Source organism: Acinetobacter sp. 797_lipA (assembly GCF_058243025.1).
Genome location: NZ_JBZAYQ010000001.1, coordinates 2888886 through 2914590, shown reverse-complemented (window position 1 = coordinate 2914590; position 25705 = coordinate 2888886). Strand labels below are relative to the sequence as shown.

Genomic DNA, 25705 nt, shown 5'->3' with positions numbered 1-25705 from the left:
TTATGTTTAAAAATGAATTAGCCGCGCAAGTTGCGCAGCGTCGCACCTTTGCGATTATTTCCCACCCCGATGCTGGTAAGACCACCATGACAGAAAAATTGCTGTTGTGGGGACAGGCCATTCAGATTGCAGGTATGGTGAAAAGCCGTAAATCGGACCGTGCAGCCACTTCGGACTGGATGGAAATGGAAAAAGAACGTGGTATTTCGATCACCACCTCTGTCATGCAGTTTCCATTTAAAGACAAGATGATCAACCTGCTGGATACGCCGGGACACGAAGACTTCTCGGAAGATACGTATCGTACCTTAACGGCAGTCGATTCAGCTTTGATGGTAATTGACGGTGCAAAAGGTGTCGAAGATCGTACCGTGAAACTGATGGAAGTGTGTCGTATGCGTGACACACCGATCATTTCATTTGTGAACAAAATGGACCGTGAAATCCGTGAGCCTTTAGAGCTGTTGGATGAAATTGAAAACGTTCTCAAAATTAAATGTGTGCCGATCACTTGGCCGCTCGGTACCGGTCGCGACTTCGCTGGGGTGTTTAACCTGATCGAAGAAAAGTTTTATGTGTATAAAGCAGGTTTTGGTTCAACCATTACCGAAATCGAAGTCCGTGATGGTTATGACTATCCAGACTTACGTGAAAAAGTCGGTGAGCTGGCTTGGGCGGCATTTGAAGAGTCTCTAGAGTTGGTGCAAATGGCCAATGAGCCTTTAGACCGCACAGAGTTCCTTGCGGGTCGTCAAACGCCTGTATTGTTTGGTACAGCATTAGGTAACTTTGGTGTAGACCATGTGTTAGATGCATTTAGCAACTATGCGCCTGAACCTAAAGCGCACCCAACAGAAAATCGTTTGGTTGAAGCAACTGAAGAGGGTTTTACTGGCTTTGTTTTTAAAATTCAAGCCAATATGGACCCGAAACACCGTGACCGTATTGCCTTTATGCGTATTTGTTCAGGCAAATATGAAAAAGGTTTGAAAATGAAGCATGTGCGTCTAGATAAAGATGTGCGTATTAGTGATGCTTTGACTTTCTTGGCTGGTGATCGTCAGCATCTAGAAGAAGCATGGCCGGGTGACATTATTGGTTTACATAACCACGGTACAATTCAAATTGGCGATACCTTCACCTCAGGTGAAAAATTGCAATTTACGGGTATTCCGCACTTCGCCCCTGAAATGTTCCGCCGTGTACGTTTGAAAGATCCATTGAAATCGAAACAGTTACAAAAAGGCTTAAAAGAACTTTCAGAAGAAGGTGCAACACAGGTCTTCATGCCGCAAAATAGCAATGACTTGATTGTGGGTGCAGTGGGTGTGCTTCAGTTTGAAGTGGTGGCATACCGTTTGAAAGAAGAATACAAAGTCGATTGCGTCTACGAGCCTGTGAGTATTAATACAGTGCGTTGGGTGTCATGTGATGATGACAAAAAATTCAATGAATTTAAGAAAAAAGCACATGATCAATTATCGGTAGATGGCGGTGGTCACTTGACCTACTTGGCACCGAGTCGTGTGAACTTACAACTGATGCAAGAGCGCTATCCAGACATCGTGTTCCGCAATACCCGCGAACACTAATCGGGATGTTAAAAAATAAAACAGCTTCTTCGTGAAGCTGTTTTATTATGCAAGATACTTTAATTTTAATCATGAATTTCATGGAAGACGCATGTTGCAGAAACAGGCTATTTATACAATATTGGTGAGTTTGACTGTCGTATTGACGGCATGTGACTCCTCTAAACAATCTGAAATAGACGCAGATTCCAAAAGCTCGGTATTTAAAACAGAGCAGGCTGAGGTATTACCGTATTTAAATATTCAGCAACAAGCGGCGGATATTGCACAGCCATTTTGTGAAACCAAGAATTGTATTGAATTAGATCTGCAAAGTTTAACAACGGCAGATCCGTGGTTAAACCAATGGATTGCCAAAAGTCAGGCTCGCGTGATTCAAGATCAAATTGGCTTAAAACAAGACATGAGCTTACAGCAAGCCATTAATGCCTATGTGAAAAAGTCGGATACATGGCAAGCCGAATTCAAGGGTAACAAGGCTTATAGCTTGGCAATGTATACGCGTATACCGTATCAGCGCAATCAGTTTGTGCTCATGCAAATTGGGGTTGATACCAATCAAGAGAATGTAAATGTTAAGGAACGTTATTATTTCTTTGTTGCGGATCGTAAAAACCAAAAAGCGGTGGCATTATTAGATTTAATTCACCCGAAACAGCAACTGGCGATGAATGTGTTGGTGCAAAATGCATATCAAGACTGGCTGAAGAAACAAGAACCTGAAGTGAGAAAATCTGCACCAGCGAAGTTGTACTGGGGGCAAGCAGATTGGTTTTTTGACCAAGAGGGCATCGGTTTACATTATCGGACTCATGAGATTGTAAAAGATGGCACTCAGCTTGATATTTATTTGACGAAAGCACAAACTCAACAGGTATTAAAAGCCGATGTCTATACCCAGTTGTTTTAGTGCATTGGCCAAAGCAAGAGCCGGCTTCACAAGGTAATAGGTTATATATGTTAAAAAGCAAAACAATATTGACAATCAGCGTACTTGCAGCTGCCATTAGTTTGACAGCCTGCCAACCAAAAGATAAAGAGCCTCAAACTCCTGCAACGCAAACCACAGCGGCTTCAGAGATAGAAACAGCCTTAAAGCTGGTCGGTGACACCGAAAAATTACAATTCGAATTACCTGAATGCGATGGCAATGCTTGCCCAGAATTAAACATTGACCGTTTACAAAGTAATCAAGCATTTATTGATGATTTTATTGATCAACAAATTGTGAAAGATCTCTCGCAGATTATTGATATTTCGCCTATGCATAGCAGTTCTGATACCACGGCATCAAGTGCGGTGGCGGCAAGTTCTGAACCTGCGGTAGTGGGCCAAGTCCTCACGCCTAAGCTGAAACTAGAGAAACAAGTCCAACCTTATTTGGCCGCTTTTCTGGGTTTAGACCAAGAGTTGAAAGCCTTAAGTTCTAACCATCAAATTAGTTTGATGATTAAGCCTAAAATTCTAAATGCCAAAGATCCTTTGGCCACGGTGGTATTGAACACCAGCAGCTACTTAGGCGGTGCACATGGTTCATCGTCACAGCATTATTATAATTTTGACTTGAAGCAGCAAAAACTGGTGAGTCTGGATGATCTATTGTTGCCGAATCAGAAGGCGGCGTTAAATAGAGTAGCGCATGAAGCCTTTCGTGCTTGGGTTGTGGACTCTAAGTTAGCGACCAATGTCGATGAATATGAGCAAGCGTGGAAGTTTAGCTTGAGTAACAATTATTACTTGGGCACTGAAGGTCTGATTTTGCAATATGGCGAGTATGAAATTGGCCCTTATGTGGTGGGTTTACCGCGCTTAACTCTTGGCTATGATCAACTCCAGAAAATTTTAAAGCCTGAGTATTTACCCAAAGCCAAACAGAGCGCACAGGCTGCTTCAGGAGCCAAGAGCTAATCAAGCATGAGCTTGCCTCTGTTCGACACCCACACTCATTTTGATGTTGCCGATTTTGATACTGATCGGCAGCATTTGGCCGAGCAAGCAAAATGTGTTGGGGTAGAGGCACTGGTCCTTATTGGTTTTCTTGAATCACGATTTGATGCGCTGATTCAGACCCATCAGCAATTAAAAAGCTGGAAGAATGTTCCATGCTCTTATCTTGCCCCAGGTTTACATCCGTTTTATATCGAACAGCATCAGACTGAACACTTACAACGTTTAGAACAGGTTTTGCAGCAGCAGGACTGTGTGGCTGTGGGTGAAATTGGTTTAGACACCTTTTTAAAAGAGCATAAACAGCCTGCACTTTTCGCCAAGCAGCAATCTTATTTTTCTGAACAACTGGAACTTGCTCAGCAATATCAAAAGCCAGTGTTATTACATATTCGCAAAGCACATGCAGAAAGCATTGCCATTTTAAAAGCCCAAAAATTCAAATTTGGTGGTATCGCTCATGCCTTTAGTGGTGGGGTGGAAGAAGCCAAGGCCTTGGTCAAACTCGGTTTTAAAATTGGGGTGACAGGGCAAATCACTAATCCAAACGCCAAAAAATTGCATCAAGTGGTGCAAGCACTTGGTAGTGAACATTTGGTGATTGAAACGGACTGTCCTGATATGACGCCGTTGTGTTGTCAAACATCGACTGAGCACCGTACCCGCAATACGCCAGTGAATTTACCTTATGTTTTGGAGAGTCTCGCACAGACACTGGATCAGTCTGAGCGCTCGCTAGCAGCTCAACTCTGGCAAAACTCATTGGCTGCATTGCATTTAAAATTTTAGAAGAATAAGACAATAATCTCGATAAAAATAAGATAACCAAAAGGGAACACATTCTTTTCTAAACAGGCTTACATTAAAGAAAGAACATCATAATAAATAAATTCGCCAATACTGGGAGGGCAACCGAATGGCCAGATATAGCAAAATCAATAGTTTCAATGCATTACAAACACTCACGGTGGGTGAAAAATCCTATCAAATTTTTAACCTCCCTCAAGCCGCCCAAACATTGGGTAATATTGATCAATTACCCAAGTCTTTAAAGGTCTTACTCGAAAATTTACTCCGTTTTGAAGATCAAAAAAGTGTAAAAGTAGAGCATATTCAAGCCCTAGTCGATTGGCAAAAAAACAGAAGCTCTGATCAAGAAATTCAATATCGGCCTGCACGTGTACTGATGCAGGATTTCACTGGGGTTCCTGCCGTGGTTGACTTGGCAGCCATGCGTGCTGCAATCGCACAAGCGGGTGGCGATCCGAATTTGATTAATCCTTTGTCCCCTGTCGATTTGGTGATTGATCATTCCGTGATGGTCGATCATTTTGCGGATAAAGATGCCTTTGCTGAAAATGTCGAAATTGAAATGCAACGCAATGGTGAGCGTTATCAATTCCTACGCTGGGGACAATCGGCCTTTAATAACTTTAGCGTTGTCCCGCCGGGTACTGGGATTTGCCATCAAGTCAATTTAGAGTATCTGGCTCAAGCGGTATGGCTAGGGGAGGATGAGGGACAAACTTTTGCGTTCCCTGATACCTTGGTGGGAACAGATTCACATACCACCATGATCAATGGCTTAGGCGTGTTGGGCTGGGGTGTTGGCGGGATTGAAGCTGAAGCGGCGATGCTCGGGCAGCCTGTATCCATGTTAATTCCTGAAGTCATCGGTTTCAAACTCACAGGAAAACTCAATGAAGGCATTACCGCAACGGATTTGGTTTTAACCATCACACAAATGCTACGCCAAAAAGGCGTGGTTGGTAAATTTGTTGAATTCTATGGCGATGGTTTGGCCGACTTGCCTTTGGCTGACCGCGCGACTATTGCCAATATGGCCCCTGAATATGGTGCAACCTGTGGTTTCTTCCCGATTGATGACGTGACCTTGGCCTATTTAGCGTTGACGGGTCGTGAGCAGCAACGGATTGATTTGGTTGAAGCGTATAGTAAAGCGCAGGGCTTATGGCGAAATGCAGGTGATGAACCCGTTTTTACCGATACTTTGAGCTTGGACATGAGTACAGTGCAGGCCAGTTTGGCAGGCCCTAAACGTCCGCAAGATCGTGTCTTGCTAGCAGATGTACCTAAAACTTTTCATGATTTGATGGAACTAACGCTAAAGCCCGCCAAAGAGGCGAAAGAGCGTTTAGAAAATGAAGGTGGTGGCACAGCTGTTGAAGCTAAAAAAGCTAATCTACCGCATGAGGAGCCATCTTGCACCATTGATGGAAAATCCTACCCCTTGAATCATGGTGATGTGGTGATTTCAGCCATCACCTCATGTACCAATACATCCAATCCGAGCGTGATGTTGGCTGCAGGACTCCTCGCCAAAAAAGCCATTGAAAAAGGCCTACAGCGTAAACCGTGGGTGAAAAGTTCGCTTGCACCTGGTTCTAAAGTCGTGACCGATTATTTGGCTGCGGCAGGTTTAACACCGTATTTGGATGAATTGGGTTATAACCTAGTCGGTTATGGCTGTACCACGTGTATTGGGAACTCTGGACCACTGCCTGAACCGATTGAAGAAGCCATACAGTGCCATGATCTCAATGTCGCTTCAGTGCTTTCAGGCAACCGTAACTTTGAAGGGCGTGTGCATCCTCTGGTGAAAACCAACTGGTTGGCTTCGCCGCCTTTGGTGGTGGCTTATGGTTTGACGGGCAATATCCGTACAGATTTGACTACACAACCGATTGGTCTAGGCAAAGATGGGCAAGCAGTCTATTTGAAAGATATTTGGCCGAGTCAGGCTGAAATTGATCATGCGCTACAGAGCGTAAATACCGCGATGTTCCATAAAGAATATGCCGCAGTATTTGATGGTGATGCAGCATGGCAGGCGATTCAGATTCCTCAAAGTCAGACCTATGCTTGGCAAGAGAATTCAACCTATATTCGCCACCCGCCATTTTTTGAAGAGATAGATCAGCCACCGAAACCGATTACCAATATTGAACAGGCACGTATTTTGGCTGTGCTTGGAGACTCGGTCACCACCGATCATATTTCCCCAGCGGGTAATATCAAGAAAGACAGCCCCGCAGGACGCTATTTGCAACAACAAGGGGTTGAACCCAAAGACTTCAACTCTTACGGGTCTCGACGTGGGAATCATGAAGTGATGATGCGAGGCACTTTTGCCAATATCCGCATTAAGAATGAAATGTTGGGCGGTGAAGAAGGTGGAAACACGATCTATATTCCAACAGGAGAAACCTTGCCGATTTATGATGCTTCTATGCTTTATCAGCAGCAGCATACGCCATTAATCATTATTGCTGGGAAAGAGTATGGCACAGGCTCATCACGTGACTGGGCTGCCAAAGGCACGAACTTATTGGGGGTTAAAGCGGTGATTGCCGAAAGTTTTGAACGAATTCACCGTTCGAATTTGGTTGGTATGGGAGTATTGCCATTGCAATTTGTCGATGGACAAACGCGCCAATCCTTAAATTTGACAGGTCGTGAAATACTTTCGATTCATGGACTGTCGGATGATATTCAGCCGCATCAAACTTTGGATATTCAGGTGCTTCGAGAAGATGGCAGCCAAGACCAATTTACAGTGTTGTGCCGTATTGATACCTTGAATGAGGTGGAATACTTTAAAGCTGGCGGTATTTTGCATTATGTACTGCGTAATTTAATTGCAGCCTAATCTCAATGTAATAAAGTCCTGTCAGTAGCAGGGCTTTATTGTTTGTAGCGATACATTCAATCCAAGGTCGTATTCAGGTAAAATGAACACGATTTTACCGATATAGATGTACGCATGACTGATCTGCAACATGATGAATATGACCGCCGTTTTGCTGGTGTAGCCAAAATTTATGGAGACGAGGCCTTTTCATATTATGAAAAAAGTCATGTGATGGTGATCGGAATTGGTGGTGTAGGTTCGTGGGCAGTCGAGGCTTTAGCGCGTACAGGCGTTGGAGAATTAACACTGGTTGATATGGACTCGATTGCGGCTTCCAATATTAACCGTCAATTGCCAGCCATGAGCTCAACCTTGGGTCATGAAAAAATTGAAGTGATGGCCGAGCGTTGTCGATCCATCAATCCACGGATCAAAATCAATTTGATCGATGACTATTTGACCCCAGAAAATGTCAAAGAAATTTTAGAACATCGACCAGACTTAATTTTAGATTGTATTGATGACGTCAAAGCTAAATTAGCACTGATGTTGCACTGTCGTTTTAATAAGATCCCATTGATTGTTTCAGGGGGAGCCGGGGGGAAGCTCGACCCATTGAAAATCCGAGTGGCTGATCTGTCTAAAACCGAACAAGATCCCATGTTAGCAAAGCTTCGAACTCAGTTGCGTGGCATGGGGATTTGTAAAAAACCAAAAGAAAAGTTCGGCATTAGCTGTGTCTATTCCATCGATAATCCATTTTCCAGCGCAGATGTGTGTCCAAGTGCAGGCCTACGCTGTGGTGGCTATGGTTCTGCGGTGGTGGTGACTTCAAGCTTTGCGATGGTGGCAGTGGCGGAAGTGTTGAAAAAACTAGATGGAATGAAAGCGAAACAATAATACTGTTTTAGGTTTAATTGGACTGTATACATCGATATATTGATACAGTCCATAGACCACAAAAAATATTGAAACCAATAGAAAAAAGAGAAAAAAAATGAGCTTTTTAAAAAAATTATGGGGTTCTCAAAAACAAAAAACGCCTGCGAATGAAAATGCATATACTGCATTTTGGCAATGGTTTCAGCAGCATCAACAGCATTTTCACCACATTGTGAATCAAGGCAGTAAAACTGAAATCGAGCGGGATTTCTTTGATCGATTGACGCCTGAATTGGAAAAAGTCCATAGCGGCATCTTTTTTCTGACGGGCATGCTGACCCCGCAAACAGCTGAATTAATTCTTACCCCCGATGGCATCATTCCAAATATTGTTTTTGTGGAAGAGCTGATTGCAGCTGCACCTGAGATTGCAGGGTGGAAGTTCACTGCGCTTAAACCTGAAAGCGATATTCATCAAGTCGGGATTAATATGCATGGCTATGAGTTTAGTCAGCAGACTTTGTCTTTTTATTTTAATCAGCAAGCCGAGTATCCCGATGAGATAGATCTGATTGTGGTACATGATGAATATAATCCAGCTGAAAACGATGCGTTTTTACAGGCTGTGTATATTTTCCTCGATAACTATTTGGGCGAGTATGATGCGATCACCAAATTAGACAATGTTTCTGTGCAGTCTAAGCAAGGTGCCGAAAAAGAATTGCTACCGATTCACTTGCTCAAAAAGATTTTAATTTTAAAAAGTAGCGAAATTTCAAGACTAGATAAAATTACCCGTTCAAATACGGATGCTGATGAATTTGTCAGTTTGGAAGGTGAAACCAATGAAGGTCTACCGTTGCTGGCGACTTTAAATCGTACACTTTTAACATGGGATCAAAAAGCCTCACATCCGTGGATGATGTTGATTGAAATCTCTTATGATGGTCAGCATTCAAATGGCATGCCTGCATCTACAGATTATGAGCTACTGAATTTGATAGAAGACGAATTATTACAAGAGCTTAAGGATGTGGATGGCTATTTAAATATTGGTCGTGAAACGGGTAATCACTTAAGAACCATATATTTTGCGTGTAAAGAGTTTCGAAAGCCATCCAAAGTCATTGATCAAGTAATTGAAAAATATAAAGACAACTTTGAAATAGAGGTCAGTCTGTTTAAAGACAAATACTGGCGTGCTCTGAGTAAATTTACCGGTTAAGCTCTTATTTAAAAGAAGAGTTCGCCTGAAGCACTTTTAAAATATAACGGGATAAAGCAACTCCATGACTCATCTTTCAGGGCATTCCAAACTTGATGTTAAAATAGTGGCTTTAGGGATCATTTTGAGTTGTGGTGTTGTATATGCTATTTACTCAACCGTTCGTCATTTTTATGTTTTAAATCAGGTCAATGAAGCCAAAGAAATGATGAGTGATATACAGTCATTATTGGTTTGGTCAATGCATCAGCATCATGATGATGTCACGCAGGCTTGTCATTTTAAAAATATACAACAGATTGCTCAATCCGTAGAATTTCAAAATATGAATCGTATTTTAAAATTACAGGATCAAATTCATCAGCAAAGTCAATTTGTTGAACAGATTAAAGTAAATGCCACCCCTGATTTACATGGTTGTATAACTACGGCTTACTTTAGAAAAGAACCCTTTGTCAGCGAGCTTATTGCAGGAAAGTATATTTCCTATCATTATGATTTTAAGACTGAAACAATAAAATGTGTCACCAATATACACAAGCGTGCTTTAGTGAAAGCTTGTACTCGGCTATAACGGTGAAACATAAAAAAGCGAAGCAGATGCTTCGCTTTTTTCGTTTAGATCAACGTTCTAAATTACTGAGCTAGAGTGTGTTCTTTTAAATAATCTTCGGTGCGTTGCATTGCGTCTTTAATGTTAAGAATTGCATTTTCAACATCGGCAAAAGTCTTGGCATTACCACCACTTAAAGCCTGACGCCATTTTCGAGCACCCGGAAGGTTTTGGAATAAACCCAAAATATGGCGCGTGATAATCGACAATGGCGCACCCTCAGCCATACGCTTTGCAATATACGGCAGCATTTGGTCAATAATTTCAAAGCGATCAGGTAGATCCAAATTCCACAGCTGTCCCAGCTCTGCCAAAAGGTAGGGATTATGGTAGGCCTCACGACCAATCATCACACCATCCACATGTTTGAGATGTTCCTGTGTTTCAGCAAAGGTTTTGATCCCGCCATTAATCTCAATCAATAGATTTGGACGTTCTTGCTTTAAACGATAGACATCTTCATAACGTAGTGGCGGAACGTCACGGTTTTCTTTCGGAGAAAGTCCCTGAAGCAAGGCAATACGCGCGTGTACAATAAAATTATCACAGCCCGTTTTGGCCACGGTATCAACAAAATGCAGCATTTCTTCATAAGAATGCATGTCATCAATCCCGATACGGTGTTTTACCGTCACTCGAATATCTACTGCATTTTGCATTTCAGCGATACATTCTGCAACGAGGTCAGGTTCTGCCATGAGGCAGGCACCAATTTTATTGTTTTGTACACGGTCACTTGGACAGCCGACATTTAAATTGACTTCATCATAACCCCAGTCTTGTGCCATTTTGGTACAAGTGGCTAGGTCTTTAGGGTTAGATCCACCCAATTGTAAAATGATCGGGTGTTCTTCATTGTTATAGTCGAGATGGCGATTTGCACCGCCAAACAGAATCGCGCCAGTGGTCACCATTTCGGTATAAAGGATGACATTCGGGTTAAATAAACGCGCAAAGAAACGATAGTCTTTGGTTGTCCAATCCATCATCGGGGCTACGCTGATTCTCGGAGATTGAGTGTTTTCAATGTTTTTGTTAATAGTCATTAAAAATCATACCTTTAATCTATATTCTGCAACCTGCGAGAATTTGTTTGAACCTGTGTTTAGGTGGGTGAATCCGTTTGCATTTACACCAAATTTTACACCATAATAGAAAAAATAGCTTTTGGTGTAAATTATGGGTTCAATTACAGCAAGGAAAGGTGCAGATGGTAAAGTTAACTATCGTGCTGCGATTCGAATCACTCGAAAGGGCTTTCCTGCTTTTTCTGAAAGTAAAACATTTCACTCAAAGAAATTAGCTGAAAACTGGATTAAGAAACGAGAAGTCGAGATTCAAGAAAATCCTGATATTTTGCTTGGCAAAGAAAAGTTGATTGATCTGACCTTATCAGATGCCATAGATAAATATTTGGATGAAGTCGGGAGCGAGTACGGAAGGACGAAACGCTATTCTCTGCTCTTAATTAAGAAGCTACCAATTGCGCGCAATATTATCACAAAAATAAAATCAGTACATTTGGCCGAGCATGTGGCTTTAAGGAAGGGTGGAATTCCGTACCTCGATCTTGAACCTATTGCGACTAGTACACTGCAACATGAGCTTTTACATATCAGAGGTGTTCTTTCTCATGCTGCTGTTATGTGGGAAATGGATATTGATTTAAATAGCTTCGATAAGGCTACTGCTCAGTTAAGAAAAACACGTCAAATATCCTCCAGTCAAAAAAGAGACCGACTGCCTTCGAGAGATGAATTGATTGCATTGACGAAGTATTTTGCAGAACGATGGAAGCTAAATCGTTATGGCTCTAAATACCCAATGCATTTGATTATGTGGTTTGCAATTTTCTCATGCAGACGTGAAGCTGAATTAACACGATTGTATCTTCGAGATTATGACCCACATCATTCAACGTGGAAAGTGCATGATTTAAAGAATCCTAATGGTTCTAAAGGTAATCATAAGTCATTTGATGTACTTGATCCTTGTAAGGAGCTGATCAAAAGACTGAAACATTCAGAAGTTCGAGAACGGATGCTAAAGCTTGGACATAATGAAAATTTGTTATTGCCTTTGAATCCCAAAAGTTTGGGTAAAGAGTTTAGAGAAGCTTGTAAAATTTTGGGGATTGAAGATTTACGATTTCATGACTTGAGACATGAAGGCTGTACTCGATTAGCTGAACAGAGTTTTACTATTCCTGAAATTCAGAAAGTAAGTTTGCACGATTCTTGGGGGAGTTTACAGCGTTATGTATCAGTGAAAGCGAGAAGAAATATATTACAGTTGGAGGAGGTGCTACGCCTCATCGATGAAACGTAGCAAAATCTTTGGATGCCTCTGAATATTGCTTATCCAAGACAGCAGCAAGATCCTTAATGTGTACCAAAAATGGAGCACGTTTACTTTTATCTATTTTGAATACTGAGAAAGGGAATTGTTGATTATTCGCTTTTCTCAGTGCTTCGGCTTTGCTGAGGTGGGGATAATAGTCAGAAACTACTGTCATTAGTTCAACGGTCATAGAACGATACTTTATAAAAAGTAGTTCGGTAGTATTAATTTGAAAGCAATTCATGAAGTGGGTATTCCATACATAAAACTTTTTTAATTTGAATGGGTCACCTTTGAAGTAAGGCTGACCATCCCTATGTCTTAATCTTATTTTTTTGATGTAGGTCTTTATGTAATACTAATAATTAGAAATAATATTTTACTAGAGTTGTGGTATAACATATTGAAAACATTATTTAGATTCATAAATGAAAAATTGCACACTTCTTGATTTTGAGCAATTGCAGGATGAAATTCTGAATTGCTTTTTGGATCATGCTGGACGTTTTTTAAGAGAACATAAAATAATAAGCGATCCTGACTCAAAGACTGAGTTTGAAGCGTCAGAACGCGAATTTTTGGTTGAACTGATGGTAGAGCATAGCCAAATGCAGTTCTTTGGTGAAACGTATTCGGTACAGGACTTGCTGAATTTGCTTGGTCAAATTAATACGGTAATAGAGGGGATTCGTGATTATAGACAGCAGCAGATTAATGAGAAATATTCTGAAATATTAAATAAATATATTGAGTTGGTTGTTGATGAAGGCGGTAGAGTCTACACCTATAACCCGAGTTTGAAGCGTAGAATCAATGGAATTTTGAATATAAGAAAACGATATGCGCCGCTGTTGCATAAAAAGCTTGAAATATTCTATTCAGAATTAACTGGTTATGCTCAAAAAAATGGCAGATTTAAAAATGCTTCGCAGGCAGTACAACTGATTTTACCCACGCTGCAAATCAAGTTTAGAAAGTTTGATTTGCAATGGGTTCAAAGCAGATTAGAGACAAATAAACAGAAAATTTTAGATTTAACAGAAGCCAGAAAAAATAACGAAAATAAAGACACCTGTGAAGATGATGATTTTGGTGTGTCATTTAAAATTCAGGATAGAACCTATCTAAACCAGATCAGGGAATTACAGAATGAAAATAAAAAATGGGAACAGTTTCTACAGCATCCAGAGCGGTATTTTCCACAGCAAAAGCAACTCCCATTTAATACAGCATATTGCGATGAAGTGCTGGTCAATCACTTAAGGCGTCGTCCTGATTTATTGAAAGAGATTATCCAAGTTCAATTATGAATATCATTGAGGTGATGAGGGGGGCTCGTTCTTAGGCAGCAAGTGGATGAGGTGTACTATTGCTGCTTGCTCCTAGAAATGAGTAACTGTTAGCTCAGGTTTGAGTTGGTACAACTTCATCGTCATTTTGTACGGTATTGCCATATTGATGATGCTGATCAAATCCTAAAGCATCATTTAAATTTGATCGATTTTTCATTGTTAAAAATTGCTTTTGTTTTGCGCATTCATTTCTCAATTGAGTTTCAATTTCGCTAAGTGCTTCGGGTGCAAGAGTTTGGTTAATGCTTTGTTGATCTGCTTCGTTAATCACGCCTAAAAAAGCTTTAATTCTCTCTAATTCAATGGTTTTATTTGTAGCCAATTGAATTAGGTGTTCCTCAAACTCTTTTGCAGATTTGCTCATGTTTTCGTGGATGATATTTTTTTGGTGCACGAGCTCTTTTTCGAGTTCTGTAATTTTTTCATCCTTTAATTTCAATTCTTGCTTTAAATTAGAATCATGATTTGAATTCTGTTCTTTTTTGAGTCTTGATATTATTTTATCTTTTTCACTTAATTTAAAATTATGTGCTTCAATTAAAAATTCTAAACAGTTATCTAGACTTTTAAACTTACAATTTTTTTTAATTGTCTCAAGTTGTTTTAATATATTTTCGTTCATTGTGATTTGTTTGGTGATACGGTTGGCTTTCTTTTTCTCAGAGTGGTATTTAAATAAAAGGAATTTCTTTTTTAAAATTGAAAAATGTTCATCATTAGTTTTAATAATAAAATTTGTTGTCACACATATGAGGGGGTTTGTAAATATTTCGTTTATGTGGGATGTCCTAGCCAGGTTTTGTAGAGAATATGATATTAAATTCTCATGTGATCTAGGTTGGGGGTGATTTGTAGATATGTAAACAATCTTTTGGCCAGGTTTATCAAGCTTACTTAATAGACTTTCCTTCATGTAGCTCTCTTGATCCAAGAAATCTTTTTTTAAGTCCGTGTCAGTCGATAACCATTTATCTAAGGTTAAATGTGGTCGTGCCATTTTAAAATTCATAAATATTTACTTAACATTTATATATCAGTAATTAAATATTAAGTAAATATTAAGTAAATATTAATTATACAGTAACTGTTAAAAAAACAAATTTCAATTATCATTTCATGCCTATCATTATTGCTGTAAAATACATATACCCAAAGGAGAACTTGGTGTGTGGGAATTTTTAGCATGAGTATTCAGGATTCTGAACAGCGCTTTTTGGCGCTATTTATGGCTTTCTATCAAAGGGTGGAGGGGCAAATTTCAGCCTATGCTTTTTGGGCATTAATCACGTTTATCAGAAATTTTGGAATCGGAAGTACATCATTGCCACTCGGTGAATTATCAAAAGTGATCGGCATACAGGTTAAAAAATTACGGGGTGTATTGAATGAGTTGGAACAACAGGGAATATTAAAAATAGATTTTCCTGAAACTGGAAAAAGGTCTAGAGTTCGTCATTTACAACTTAATCTTACTTATATAAGGCTTGATTCAGCCACGTCTATTGAATGGTTAGAAAATAGTAATAAGCGTATGGTTAGGCAGATCCCTTTATTAAAATTAATTCAGACTTTATTTATAAAGAGTGATGGCATAAGTATTAGCAATTCACCTAAAAAAATAGAGATCGACTGCTATCTTGATTATCGAAGTTATCTTGTTTTATTACGGTTGCTTTACGGTGCAGACTCGTTTGGGATTGTTATAGGGTGTGGAATTGTTGAAATTGAGCGAGCCACGGGTTTAAGCAAACAATCTATTTATCGCGCTATACAGCAGCTTAAAAAAAACGGATTTATCCGCTGCCAAGCGGATGGCGCAATTCGAAATAGTTTTATTCAAACAGAGTCTCCAATATACGCTTTAAACCTTTCGCATAGGTTTTTGGGGGATGCTGCGATCTACGGCAAATTTTATATTTTGAAGTACCCCCAGCCGCATGTTTTTGAAGTTCAGAAAGTGGCCTCTATTTTTACTATGCTGAATCCAAAGAGCGACTTGTTGTCAAACACTAAAAGTGAAGATTCAGATGTTGGCTTGAAGGTGTTGAATTGCAAAAACTATTATTTGTTACATGATCCTTTGTGCTGGATGAAACCGTTTATTCTTCGGTCTCGTGATGCTGTAGGTTATGCAAATTATGTTGTGTTACAACAGCAGGAAATAATGAAGTTATATGATCATTATGTCGAGCTAAAGCGGTTACATCCAGAGAACCCATTATCAGCGACGTTTTATTTAAAGCCGCATGAAAATATTTTGAAGGATGAGGCGGTTTTGGGTCATTTAGCATCTATCCAGCATACTAAACTCAGCGGGATGAACAACCGCTTAGGTCTTTTTCAAAGCATGCTTGAGCAGTGGTGCTGCCAGATATACAGTCGGAATAAATCGCTTTTTAAATTGCTGAAAGAAGCTAACCCAGTAGTAATCGATAATGAAAGCTTTGAGCGTTTAGGGTGCACAGACTTTCTCTATCCGTATTCATTGCAAGCGACTCAAATCAAAACAATCAAAGAGGATATGACGCTAAAAAATGAGTCTGATAAAATTGAATCAATGATCACCTTCAAGTTAAATGCTGAGCAGTCCAGAATTCATCAGTTTTTAATGGCCCTTATGGATCTAATTGCATATAACCAAATTTATTTTTTTCAGCAATGTATGCGGAAACATTCTGATATTGACCAAAAGCTCAGTGCAACTAAAAGTAGTTTGGGAAGGGTGTTGGTAAATGCAACTGAAATAGTGACGCCTTTTAGGATTTTACCTCGGTCATTTATACAGAATACATACAGCTGTTGCTTTGTCCCTGATCAGCATGCGGAAGCTAACAGGTATTTCTTAAGTGAATTGGCGTTTCAAGAACCCTTTCAGGATGGAACTCGCTTTGATTTTCCTACACAGCAAATAACAGAAACTTCACCAACACTGGCAGAACTTAAAAATTACGGACTGCTGTATCAACACTGTTTGTCATTATTCGAATAGTTTTTTTGCGCTAAGTTTTTTTTGGAAAAACCATTTTTCTGACCTAACTATCGTAACGTTAAACATATAAAAAGCCTAGCTTAGCCGAAGATTTAGAAATCGTGCTGATCGGCTGGGCTATCATTATTGCTTTTACGCCAAGACGGTTTTATATACTATTAATATAGAGATTATTAATACTAATAATAGATTAATGACTATAGCGTATAGAACTATAAATACTAGATATATCAATACAATCACTGTTACTCATACAGATAACAAGAACAGTTAGACATGTCATTCAGATCTGAATATATACCCAATATGGATGATGATAGGGACCAATAGTCCATGTAGGATGAGATCACTATTCGATATATGGATGGCTTGTCCTTACTTGAGATAAGGACTCCATTTAAAAAAATAAGTCGATTGCTTAACTATGACGTGAATCATAGTTAAGGAAGTTCAACGTGTTGCAATTCGATTTAGATGATCAGGCAGGGGTGATGTATGCCATTCATACCTTTGTGGATGTATGTCTTAATTTTGATATGTTTAATGAAGCGTTCATTTTCAATCTCGAACGCTTATGGTGTGCATTTGAAGCGTTTAAACAAGAAGGGATTGAGTACGCAGCATCGATTAGGGCGTTTATTGCAGTCACAGAACATGTCGATAGCCAGCGTGGAATGCTTAGCTTTGGTAAATATCTATCAGGGTTGTCTATAGGCGAAATTAAGGCATTAAGACGAATCCTGCATGCGCATCGAGGGCTAATACGTGAGGAGATCAAAAGCTTTACAAGACGGAAAGAATTGAATCGAGTAGCGTTACTTGAGGAGTTCGAAGGTGCAATTAAAGCTCATCATGAAGTATTGGTGATCAGGGTGGATTTATACTATGCCAGAGATTGTCTGAAAGACATTACGATATATGACTTCTATCAGCATATCGAAAAATTACGTGATTTGATTACGGATAAGAATGGATATTTTGATGCACTTTTGACTTATGCGATTGCGCTAGAGCATGGAATAACCAAAGGCTTTCATGTGCATCTGGCATTTGTTATTAATGAGTCCAAATATCGCAATGATTATAATATTGCTAAATGGGTGATTGAAAAATGGCAGGAGATCACGCTTGGGAAAGGCTATGGATGGAATAACAACACGACAGAAAACAAAAAGAATTATCGCGATCAAGGTACTTTAGGGATTGGGATGATTCGTCGTACAGAGCCTGATCAAGGCAATAATGCTTTAAAAACCGTTGCATATCTCAGTGATCCTGAAAAATACAGGCAGACGTTATTGGTTAAACCACAAGGACGTAGAACTTTTTATAAAGGAGATTATCAGCATCACGGTCGCCCTATACCTGATACTGAGGAAAATAGAAGAATCAAAGAATGGAATGCACAGACTGCTTTAGTAAATCTGGAAGAGGAGGTTTGGTTTAAAAAAATATGAATGTGCCAGTTCTATGAAATCAATTCATTCATAGGACAACACATGAGTAATTTAGCATTAGAGTTTGCAGCTGTACGCTTAGAACAAAACATGATTGAGCATTACAAACGACTCAAGTTTGAGCGGGTTCCAGAAGGTATCGAGTTCAAAGATTATAAAAATGCTTTAAATCAGGAGTTAAAACAAGCACTGATGAGCTACTTTGATGATTGGCGTATCCTGATGGTGGCTTGTGGAGGGCAGCACAAGTTTTCATTTTGGGTGGATGCTTTTTATCGTGCTTACAGCAGTGTGTTACTAGAAACAGGCACTCCCTATTTTACAATGGAGGGTGCTACCACAGCTTCTCATTATAATGATCAAGCATCTGCACATATTGATAAAATTTTGAAGCGACTGAATAAGTTATTTAAAAGTGCAAGCTTTTTAGAACAACTCCAGCAGTATAACCAGTATTACACGAAGCAGATCGACAAAATTCGTGAATCCTATTGTGCGGTGAGTGAAATATATCCCAATGCTATTGATTTGAAATTTGAACTGAGTCTAGAAGGATTGCACAATCAATGGATTGATATCTCTGGGTGGAATAATTTGCTTTATCACTTTCAAAAGCAGCTCAGACAACTCTCTTGGTATAATGCCCAAGCCGTATTTACGTTTTATCAGATTATTCGGGTTGATCAACGCTATGTTGTGAAATTCTTTCTAACCTTCGACCCCTTATTGTATGGCGAACCTTCAGTGTATAGTCGAGAAATAGATATTTGGTGGAAAAGAGTAACTCAAAATAGGGGGATTTCGTTTTGTCCACTAGTAGACTTTCAGCAATATCAACATGAAGACGAATATCAACTGATTATCAAAAGGAATGCTCAGGATCAAGCTTTAGACCCTTTAAGTGCTTTAGATGAGATGCCTGATCGAGAAACCAGTAGCGAAGGTTTAGCCAATAGAATCTGTGTTTATCCTAAAGGTTTTAAATGGTTTCACGGCGCACCCGTACGACGCTAAAAATTCATATTACATTCCTGTACTTGCTTGACGCATCTAAGATGCTCAGATTATCCTTAGCCTGCTGACCTACATCGTCAGTCGGTTTTGACAGACCGTTATCATCTAGCACATCAAAAAAGTAATTTTTTGGTGGCGAACTCGTTCGTCCCCCTTCGTTGCGGTAGGGCGAGGGAGGGACGCCTTGTGCGTGCCGGTTCCTAGATGACTGGTCTGTCAACCCTTTCTCGTTCTGCCACCATCATTTGACAGTGACTTGGTAGAACTTCTAAACCATCTAGGAGTACGCCATGCGCTTACATCAATACCGTCTTTTATATTTCTCTTTTTTCATGTTTGTGCCGATTGGCGATTAGACCTGATGCTGTGCAGTCAATGCATAGCTGTGTCGATAACTTTCTAAGAATAAAACTTTTTCAAGTACATATTACCGATATGAAGATGAATCTCTCATGCTGTTTTGAGGGGCATAGATCCGTGTGCTTTATCGTCTATAACACTTCAAAAAAACATAGATATTCATTCTAACATTCATGCATGGGGAGCACTGCGTCTGATTAAGACCAAGACCAGTGATGCCTATAAAAAGAGAAAATGATGATGTTTAAAACTTTCCTAAAAACTGCCCTTATTTCATCACTGCTTACAGGCGCATCATTGACGCAGGCAGGCTGGTTTGCACAAGCCAGCGAAGCCTATTTTGTTAAGGCCCGCAATTTGGGTGGTGGAGTGTATCAGTGCATGTATAAAACCAATCCGGGCAACCGTGGTTGGCGCAATTTCACGGTGAACTTTCAGGGTGGTTGTCCACGCTTCGTTCACTTTAATGCTCAGAATGGTCAAGTCACTGTACCCAACTAAAGACGGGGAGTATTTGAGATGAACCAAAAAACCATATTGGGCTTGGCGGCAATCTTAGCCCTGACCCTGATCAGCATTGCAGGCTTCTATTTCTTCAGCCCCAAACATGTAACTGAAAAAACGGTTCAAGCCAGTACTTCTGAGGCCAGCTCTGCACAGCCTTTAGAATCCGCCACTTCTGCCGCATCAACCGAGATTCCCGCAGCGGAAGTGGATGGGATTGATGTCAAAGAATTGACCACGGGAAGCAAGAGTCTGAGTCCAGCAGACCATGAACCTGAGCTGCTGAGTTTTGAATTTGATAAAAACCTAAAGTCTGTCGATACCTTGCTGTCGATGCTGCCTTATGACGAACTGCCTCAGTTTGAGCAGGACAACATAGACAAGTATCAACGCTATGTCTTTGCCAAAGCAGCAAAAGATACAGGCAAATCAGTGAAAGACTTTAGCTTGCAAGAACATGGCGCACTGGAGTCGGAGCAAGCGGGTAATCGCTACTACGTCTATAAATTTGATAACGGCACAGACTGTGAAATCCATCTGGCCAGCATTGACTTAAATACAGGCGATTATGGCGTGAGCTATAACTACTGCTAAGGATGAATTTGATGAAGCAACTTTTAAAACCCTTACTCTTCGCAGTGACTACAACGACAGGCATCATGTTGAGTGGCTGTAATGCTGGCCTTGATCCAAACACGTTTACGGTCGAACTCGATGTAATTGATACCAGTAACTGGTATGCCCAAAATCAATCCGCTACGGTATTAACGATCCGTTCTAACAGTGCAGATCCGATTGATGTGACCAATGTGCTGATCAACAACGGTGAATGCAGTTATGAAGGTTATCGCCGATCATTGGAATATCCGCAGCATTTTAAAATGGGTTTGCGTTTAAGGCTGAAATTAACCGGTTGTGGCTATGACAATGTGGTGCAGGTTGATGTCGAGACAGATAAAGGCACTGCAAGCTATAGCTTTCAATAGCGACTCTCCTCGACAAAGTAAAATTTAAATCAAACCGTGTCCTCAATGGGCACGGTTTTTTTATGCCCTCAATTCAGCTTTTCGTACCCAATTCATTTAACAAGGAATATTCAATGTCCTTAATTCAATGCCCCTATTGTCAGTCCACCCATGTCAGACAGACTGATTCAAGTCATGCAAACGCCAACTATTTCGAACAACTGCAACGCTGTATTTCACCGACACAGATGGCGCTGTTCGGCATGCAGCTTGCCAAAAAGGCAGGATTCCCGCCTTTTACAGGCGCAGCCATCGGTGTTGTGGTGGGTGGTGTATTGGTTATTGTCAGTCAGTACTGCTATGAAAAATATTACAGCAATGCCGAGCAGTATGTCTGCTTGGATTGCCAACAACAGTTTGCATGGGCGAGGTAATCACTTCTCAGCCATTGCACTGGTACATCGTTGAATAAATCGATTCTTTAAAACATCACATTACACATTCTTTTTAGGAATAATCAAAATGGCACATCAAATTGAACAAATGGCGTATGTCGGACAAACCCCTTGGCATGATTTGGGTAATAAACTGACACCTAATCAACCGATCGAAGTCTGGGCCAAACAGGCAGGGATGGATTGGCGTATTGAATCATCCAATGTCAGCTACATGGCTAAAAATGATCGTGGACAAAGCATCATTATGCCGTATGAAGAACAACGGGTACTGTACCGTTCAGATACCCATGCTCCTTTATCCGTAGTCAGTCAGCGTTATCAAGAAGTCCAGCCGATGGAGATTCTGGAATTCTACCGTGATCTGACTGAGCAATCAGGCTTTGAACTGGAAACCGCAGGTGTTTTAAAAGGTGGGAAGAAGTTCTGGGCCTTGGCACGTACAGGTCAAACTGCAGAATTGAAAGGTGGGGATGTCAGCAATGGCTATATTCTGCTGGCAACCGCATGTGACGGTACGTTGGCGACCACCGCACAATTCACCAATATCCGTGTGGTGTGTAACAACACTTTAGCCATTGCCTTGCGTGGACAGAGTTCCAATGCAGGCGTGGTCAAAGTACCACACAGTACCAAGTTTGATGCTGATAAAGTCAAAGATCAACTCGGTATTTCAGTCAAGACATGGTACGACCACATGTATGAAATGAAACAACTCACCCAACGTAAAGTCACCCAGAAAGAAGCAGCAGCTTATTTTGATGCGGTATTTAACAACAATAGCCTAAGTGCGATGGAACAGGAGGATAACATTATTCAGTACTATCGTAATGTCGCGTCTCAAGCCAATCCACAGCCCAATAAAACTGAACCGAATGGACGTGCCATGACCAAAGTCATGAATATGTTTAATGGGCAGGGACGTGGAGCAGACTTATCTTCAGCCAAAGACACCGCCTATGGACTACTTTGTGCGATCACCGAGTTTGTCGACCATGAACGTCGAGCAATGAGTACTGATCACCGCCTCGATTCGGCATGGTTTGGTGCAGGGGCAGCATTGAAACAACGTGGATTGGAGCAAGCTTTATATCTTTCAGCCTAAATTTTATCTCGTATCCCTCTTTGCCACATCTTCGGATGTGGCTTTTTTATGCCGTTTTAAAATCAATGATAGAAGGATAAATCCATGAATCAGATTATAAACCCAGCAGTAACGTCTCAATCTCAGTATTTACCAACTGTAGCCAATGACAAGCTTAAACAAAGTCAATCAGGTACAAAACGTAGTTTAAATGCCAAACGTCTGATCAGCACCAAACAACTGGACTATCAGGCATGGCTGGAAGTGCGTAAGCAGGGAATAGGCAGCAGTGATGCCGCAGCCGCCTGTGGCATAAATCCTTATATGTCGATGCTGGAACTGTGGATGATCAAAACAGGACGGGTACAGCAAAACATTGATAATGAAAGCTCAGGGCATGCACCTTTATATTGGGGCAACCAGTTAGAACCGCTAGTGGCTGAATACTACAGCATGCACACCAATAATAAAGTCCGTCGGGTCAATGCGGTGCTGCAACACCCTGATCCTGACAAAGCCTTTATGTTGGCGAACTTGGATTATGCCGTAGTGGGCAATGAAGACGTGCAAATACTGGAATGTAAAACTGCAGGAGAATATGGCGCCAAACTATGGAAGGAGGGCGTTCCTCTGTATGTGCTATGTCAGGTACAACATCAACTGGCGGTGACAGGCAAGCAAGCGGCACATATTTGTGTGTTGCTGTGTGGACAGGAAACCAAAATCTACAAAGTCAGTCGTAATGAAGCTTTGATTGAACAGATCATTCAGGCGGAACGGTTGTTTTGGGAATGTGTTGAAAATGATGTTTCACCAGCAGTGGATGCCAGTGAATCGGCAGCCAAAGCTTTACAACAGCTCTATCCTGAACATACCCCACTGAGCTGTGTTGACCTAACGGAGGTCGAACTTGCCAATGAACTGTTTGATCAGTTGATAGAGGAAAAACAGCAGATTGAACAACACCAAAGCCAGTTTGATCTACTCAAACACCGTGTTCAGGCACTGATGCAGGAACATGAACGTGCCGTATTTCAGCAAGGTTCAGTGACATGGAAAAAGAGCAAGGACAGTATTAGCCTAGATACCAAGTCCTTACTTCAGCACCAACCTGAACTCATCCAACAATACCCATTGCAGAAAGCAGGCAGTCGTCGTTTCAACATTTATCACGATTAGCTCAAAGCTTAGAGTTAATCACTCAGCAAGAAAAAACCTGAAATCCCGTGCAGTCCTGCATGGGATTTTTATACCGATTTCATTTTTAGCAAACAGTGCAACACATCTAAACATCAACATCTATACGAGAGGAATTTCAACATGATTAAAGGTCTAGCAATCACACCACCCATCTTGGGCCGGATCAGTATTGGTCGTGTAGTCGAAAAGAATGGCAAGCGTCTGCCTGAGAAAGACGATCAGTTCACCATTACCAGTCAAATACAAGGCAAGGATGGTTGGGTCAAACACCCCTTGGATGAGCAATTGCGTAGTCAAGCACCGAATCAAAAGCTGCGTAGCATTCCTGTGCGTATGATATTCAATGATCCTGAATTGAACTTACGTGCCGAGTACAGCTTGTTTGACCGACAGACAGGTCGCCCGATTTGTGTGGGGAATGGTCAGACCTGTCAACGTATGACATCACAAGGTGTAGAGCAACATCCTTGCCCATCCCCCGACTTATGCCCACTTGGACAAGGCGGGCACTGTAAGCCTTATGGACGCCTGCATGTCAATTTAGGCGAAGCCGATGAGTTTGGGACTTTTATTTTCAGAACCACTGGTTTTAACAGCATTCGCACTTTGGCTGCACGATTGAGCTACTACCATGCAGCATCAAATGGGTTGCTTTCATGCTTGCCACTGCAGCTGACCTTGCGAGGAAAGAGTACAACGCAAAGTTATCGTCAACCTGTGTACTACGTGGATTTAACGCTCAGGGATGGCATTCATTTACAAGAGGCGATTCAAACAGCGAAGGAAATTGACCAGAAAAGTAAGTTGTGTGGTTTTAATCAGGCTGCTTTAGATCAAATGGCACGGCAGGGTTATGGTAATGCACGATTTGAGGTGAATGCTGAGGAGGGACTAGATTTGGTTGAAGAGTTTTATAATGATAAGGGTTTTGAGTCTGAATCGGTACAAACTGAAATCAAAAATAAATCTAAATCAGAGCTTAAGTCCCATCAGGGAGAGGGTGTTGTACAAGAGATTCAGAAAAGCTTGAAGCAGAATGTAAGGATTGTAAATTAAAAAATTTAAAGAGAACAGCGAGTTCTCTTTAATTTATTTTTTTTGTATTAAAAAACAAATAAGATGATTGAATCTAATACCAAGCGATACCAAGCAAAAACTTTTAAAGTATGTTTTTCTACAAATTTAACCATGGCTTTTACCACAAGCAAAGCTGCGATGAATGCGGTTACAAAGCCTACGGAAATATTCAATAAATTTTCTGAAGTTAAAACATCAACGTTGCGAAATATGTCTAAGTAACGGCACCAATAATGGTTGCACCAGACCGTGAAGTCCCCGGAATCATCGCAAGACATTGAACCAAACCAATAACAATGGCCTGTTTGAATCCAATATTGGTTGCCTCAATGGTTTGGACTTTAAAATTTTTAGCTTCTACAGCAAAAATTAACAGTGCACCAATAATCAGTGCAGATGCCACAACCGAAGGACTGAATAAAACTTGTTTAATAAAATCAACAGCTATAACTCCGATCACTACTGCAGGAATAAATGAAATGAAGACATTTATCGCAAAACGTCTCGCATGGTAATCACCTGATATAAAACCATGTAGTAGATTAATAATTTTTTTACGGTAGAGCCAACAAACGGCTAAGATTGTGCCCAGTTGAATGACAACTTCAAAGACACAGCCTGAGCCTGAATGAAAATCAATTAAATGGCCAAATAAAATTAAATGACCAGTACTGGAAATGGGTAAAAACTCCGTTAAACCTTCTATAAAACCTAAAAATAAGGCTTTAAGTACTGAAATTATATCCATAAATAAAGTGAGTCACAGAATAATAATAGCCATCACTTTTAAGATATTTTTCTGCATTTATAAGTGCATTGAGCTAAATTTTTACGCTTTCTTTACGCGGCATCCAAAGTTATGAATAGAGACTTTACGGTCTTATTTTTCATACTGGATTTTGGAATATCCCAATGCTTAGGATGAAAAACATGAGTGCGGTCATTCACGCGCATCAGCAGGTACAGCATCAAAAAAATTGCGTTGTACTAAATAATC

At 40.5% G+C, this 25705-nt stretch carries 23 protein-coding genes and 1 pseudogene; 20 read left to right on the top strand and 4 right to left on the bottom strand.

What is annotated here, in order from left to right; translation table 11 throughout:
• Positions 1–2: 2 nt before the first annotated feature.
• From AC4CU2_RS14465 to AC4CU2_RS14430, 8 genes are all read left to right on the top strand, one after another.
• Positions 3–1592, top strand: a complete 1590-nt coding sequence (locus AC4CU2_RS14465) for a peptide chain release factor 3 (protein ID WP_004692398.1) — start codon at positions 3–5, stop codon at positions 1590–1592.
• A gap of 91 nt (positions 1593–1683) precedes the next feature.
• Positions 1684–2502 (top strand): hypothetical protein, encoded by an 819-nt coding sequence (locus AC4CU2_RS14460; RefSeq protein WP_490768997.1) that lies wholly within the window; start codon positions 1684–1686, stop codon positions 2500–2502.
• Between the two features lie 47 nt (positions 2503–2549).
• Positions 2550–3500, top strand: coding sequence for an RsiV family protein (locus AC4CU2_RS14455; RefSeq protein ID WP_490768996.1), 951 nt, complete (start codon positions 2550–2552; stop codon positions 3498–3500).
• A gap of 12 nt (positions 3501–3512) precedes the next feature.
• The gene (locus AC4CU2_RS14450; protein ID WP_162494658.1) at positions 3513–4328 is read left to right on the top strand and encodes a TatD family hydrolase; all 816 of its coding nucleotides are present in this window, start codon (positions 3513–3515) and stop codon (positions 4326–4328) included.
• A gap of 127 nt (positions 4329–4455) precedes the next feature.
• Complete coding sequence (gene acnA, locus AC4CU2_RS14445) at positions 4456–7209, top strand: aconitate hydratase AcnA (protein WP_490768995.1); 2754 nt, start codon at positions 4456–4458, stop codon at positions 7207–7209.
• Positions 7210–7323: 114 nt separating this feature from the next.
• Entirely contained in the window at positions 7324–8091 is a 768-nt protein-coding gene (locus AC4CU2_RS14440; protein WP_010325913.1) for a tRNA threonylcarbamoyladenosine dehydratase, read from the top strand.
• Positions 8092–8188: 97 nt separating this feature from the next.
• Entirely contained in the window at positions 8189–9298 is a 1110-nt protein-coding gene (locus AC4CU2_RS14435) for a DUF695 domain-containing protein (RefSeq protein ID WP_176537148.1), read from the top strand.
• 64 nt (positions 9299–9362) lie between these two features.
• On the top strand, positions 9363–9872 hold the full coding sequence (locus AC4CU2_RS14430; protein WP_078425181.1) for a hypothetical protein: 510 nt from the start codon (positions 9363–9365) through the stop codon (positions 9870–9872).
• 62 nt (positions 9873–9934) lie between these two features.
• Here the strand turns inward: AC4CU2_RS14430 and dusA are convergent, their stop codons facing one another.
• Entirely contained in the window at positions 9935–10957 is a 1023-nt protein-coding gene (dusA, locus tag AC4CU2_RS14425) for a tRNA dihydrouridine(20/20a) synthase DusA (protein ID WP_490768994.1), read from the bottom strand.
• A 133-nt stretch (positions 10958–11090) separates the two neighbouring features.
• On the opposite strand from dusA, the gene AC4CU2_RS14420 reads away from it, so the two are divergent.
• Positions 11091–12239 carry a site-specific integrase gene (locus tag AC4CU2_RS14420; RefSeq protein WP_043973256.1) on the top strand — a complete coding sequence of 383 codons (1149 nt, stop codon included), beginning with the start codon at positions 11091–11093 and terminating at the stop codon, positions 12237–12239.
• Here the strand turns inward: AC4CU2_RS14420 and AC4CU2_RS14415 are convergent.
• Positions 12223–12495, bottom strand: a complete 273-nt coding sequence (locus tag AC4CU2_RS14415) for a pyocin activator PrtN family protein (protein ID WP_004644614.1) — start codon at positions 12493–12495, stop codon at positions 12223–12225. The two genes, AC4CU2_RS14420 and AC4CU2_RS14415, sit on opposite strands and share 17 nt — an antisense overlap.
• A 184-nt stretch (positions 12496–12679) precedes the next feature.
• Here AC4CU2_RS14415 and AC4CU2_RS14410 point away from each other — a divergent pair, with 184 nt between their 5' ends.
• Positions 12680–13561 carry a hypothetical protein gene (locus AC4CU2_RS14410; RefSeq protein WP_490768993.1) on the top strand — a complete coding sequence of 294 codons (882 nt, stop codon included), beginning with the start codon at positions 12680–12682 and terminating at the stop codon, positions 13559–13561.
• Between the two features lie 94 nt (positions 13562–13655).
• Here AC4CU2_RS14410 and AC4CU2_RS14405 read toward each other — a convergent pair whose 3' ends face one another.
• The gene (locus AC4CU2_RS14405) at positions 13656–14600 is read right to left on the bottom strand and encodes a hypothetical protein (protein WP_490768992.1); all 945 of its coding nucleotides are present in this window, start codon (positions 14598–14600) and stop codon (positions 13656–13658) included.
• Positions 14601–14786: 186 nt separating this feature from the next.
• On the opposite strand from AC4CU2_RS14405, the gene AC4CU2_RS14400 reads away from it, so the two are divergent.
• The 10 genes from AC4CU2_RS14400 (at position 14787) to AC4CU2_RS14355 (ending at position 24687) form a co-directional block, all read left to right on the top strand.
• Positions 14787–16592 (top strand): hypothetical protein, encoded by a 1806-nt coding sequence (locus tag AC4CU2_RS14400; protein WP_490768991.1) that lies wholly within the window; start codon positions 14787–14789, stop codon positions 16590–16592.
• 455 nt (positions 16593–17047) lie between these two features.
• Entirely contained in the window at positions 17048–18049 is a 1002-nt protein-coding gene (locus tag AC4CU2_RS14395) for a YagK/YfjJ domain-containing protein (protein ID WP_490768990.1), read from the top strand.
• 42 nt (positions 18050–18091) lie between these two features.
• Positions 18092–19063: a hypothetical protein gene (locus tag AC4CU2_RS14390; RefSeq protein ID WP_490768989.1), complete on the top strand. Its 972-nt coding sequence runs from the start codon at positions 18092–18094 to the stop codon at positions 19061–19063.
• A 600-nt stretch (positions 19064–19663) separates the two neighbouring features.
• A complete protein-coding gene (locus AC4CU2_RS14385) occupies positions 19664–19924 on the top strand; it encodes a hypothetical protein (protein WP_087540846.1) in 261 nt (86 codons plus the stop codon).
• 18 nt (positions 19925–19942) lie between these two features.
• Complete coding sequence (locus AC4CU2_RS14380) at positions 19943–20521, top strand: hypothetical protein (RefSeq protein ID WP_490768988.1); 579 nt, start codon at positions 19943–19945, stop codon at positions 20519–20521.
• Between the two features lie 11 nt (positions 20522–20532).
• Positions 20533–20913 (top strand): hypothetical protein, encoded by a 381-nt coding sequence (locus AC4CU2_RS14375; protein WP_490768987.1) that lies wholly within the window; start codon positions 20533–20535, stop codon positions 20911–20913.
• Between the two features lie 113 nt (positions 20914–21026).
• Positions 21027–21326 carry a hypothetical protein gene (locus AC4CU2_RS14370; RefSeq protein ID WP_004692366.1) on the top strand — a complete coding sequence of 100 codons (300 nt, stop codon included), beginning with the start codon at positions 21027–21029 and terminating at the stop codon, positions 21324–21326.
• An 88-nt stretch (positions 21327–21414) separates the two neighbouring features.
• Complete coding sequence (locus AC4CU2_RS14365) at positions 21415–22452, top strand: DUF932 domain-containing protein (protein WP_490768986.1); 1038 nt, start codon at positions 21415–21417, stop codon at positions 22450–22452.
• Positions 22453–22536: 84 nt separating this feature from the next.
• Positions 22537–23610, top strand: a complete 1074-nt coding sequence (locus AC4CU2_RS14360) for a YqaJ viral recombinase family nuclease (RefSeq protein ID WP_490768985.1) — start codon at positions 22537–22539, stop codon at positions 23608–23610.
• A 141-nt stretch (positions 23611–23751) separates the two neighbouring features.
• The gene (locus tag AC4CU2_RS14355) at positions 23752–24687 is read left to right on the top strand and encodes a recombination directionality factor (protein ID WP_249748468.1); all 936 of its coding nucleotides are present in this window, start codon (positions 23752–23754) and stop codon (positions 24685–24687) included.
• 47 nt (positions 24688–24734) lie between these two features.
• Here the strand turns inward: AC4CU2_RS14355 and AC4CU2_RS14350 are convergent.
• A pseudogene (locus tag AC4CU2_RS14350) lies at positions 24735–25456 on the bottom strand (undecaprenyl-diphosphate phosphatase).
• Positions 25457–25705: the final 249 nt, after the last annotated feature.

Excerpts from the sequence above, each read along its gene's own strand:
- AC4CU2_RS14420 (WP_043973256.1), top strand. The coding sequence starts at position 11,091 with ATGGGTTCAATTACAGCAAGGAAAGGTGCAGATGGTAAAGTTAACTAT.
- AC4CU2_RS14460 (WP_490768997.1), top strand. The coding sequence starts at position 1,684 with ATGTTGCAGAAACAGGCTATTTATACAATATTGGTGAGTTTGACTGTC.
- AC4CU2_RS14375 (WP_490768987.1), top strand. The coding sequence starts at position 20,533 with ATGAAGCAACTTTTAAAACCCTTACTCTTCGCAGTGACTACAACGACA.
- AC4CU2_RS14455 (WP_490768996.1), top strand. The coding sequence starts at position 2,550 with ATGTTAAAAAGCAAAACAATATTGACAATCAGCGTACTTGCAGCTGCC.
- AC4CU2_RS14405 (WP_490768992.1), bottom strand. The coding sequence starts at position 14,600 with ATGGCACGACCACATTTAACCTTAGATAAATGGTTATCGACTGACACG.
- acnA (WP_490768995.1), top strand. The coding sequence starts at position 4,456 with ATGGCCAGATATAGCAAAATCAATAGTTTCAATGCATTACAAACACTC.
- AC4CU2_RS14400 (WP_490768991.1), top strand. The coding sequence starts at position 14,787 with ATGAGTATTCAGGATTCTGAACAGCGCTTTTTGGCGCTATTTATGGCT.
- AC4CU2_RS14430 (WP_078425181.1), top strand. The coding sequence starts at position 9,363 with ATGACTCATCTTTCAGGGCATTCCAAACTTGATGTTAAAATAGTGGCT.
- AC4CU2_RS14410 (WP_490768993.1), top strand. The coding sequence starts at position 12,680 with ATGAAAAATTGCACACTTCTTGATTTTGAGCAATTGCAGGATGAAATT.
- AC4CU2_RS14370 (WP_004692366.1), top strand. The coding sequence starts at position 21,027 with ATGTCCTTAATTCAATGCCCCTATTGTCAGTCCACCCATGTCAGACAG.
- AC4CU2_RS14360 (WP_490768985.1), top strand. The coding sequence starts at position 22,537 with ATGAATCAGATTATAAACCCAGCAGTAACGTCTCAATCTCAGTATTTA.
- AC4CU2_RS14355 (WP_249748468.1), top strand. The coding sequence starts at position 23,752 with ATGATTAAAGGTCTAGCAATCACACCACCCATCTTGGGCCGGATCAGT.
- AC4CU2_RS14390 (WP_490768989.1), top strand. The coding sequence starts at position 18,092 with ATGAGTAATTTAGCATTAGAGTTTGCAGCTGTACGCTTAGAACAAAAC.
- dusA (WP_490768994.1), bottom strand. The coding sequence starts at position 10,957 with ATGACTATTAACAAAAACATTGAAAACACTCAATCTCCGAGAATCAGC.
- AC4CU2_RS14440 (WP_010325913.1), top strand. The coding sequence starts at position 7,324 with ATGACTGATCTGCAACATGATGAATATGACCGCCGTTTTGCTGGTGTA.
- AC4CU2_RS14435 (WP_176537148.1), top strand. The coding sequence starts at position 8,189 with ATGAGCTTTTTAAAAAAATTATGGGGTTCTCAAAAACAAAAAACGCCT.
- AC4CU2_RS14380 (WP_490768988.1), top strand. The coding sequence starts at position 19,943 with ATGAACCAAAAAACCATATTGGGCTTGGCGGCAATCTTAGCCCTGACC.
- AC4CU2_RS14365 (WP_490768986.1), top strand. The coding sequence starts at position 21,415 with ATGGCACATCAAATTGAACAAATGGCGTATGTCGGACAAACCCCTTGG.
- AC4CU2_RS14465 (WP_004692398.1), top strand. The coding sequence starts at position 3 with ATGTTTAAAAATGAATTAGCCGCGCAAGTTGCGCAGCGTCGCACCTTT.
- AC4CU2_RS14385 (WP_087540846.1), top strand. The coding sequence starts at position 19,664 with ATGTTTAAAACTTTCCTAAAAACTGCCCTTATTTCATCACTGCTTACA.
- AC4CU2_RS14415 (WP_004644614.1), bottom strand. The coding sequence starts at position 12,495 with ATGAATTGCTTTCAAATTAATACTACCGAACTACTTTTTATAAAGTAT.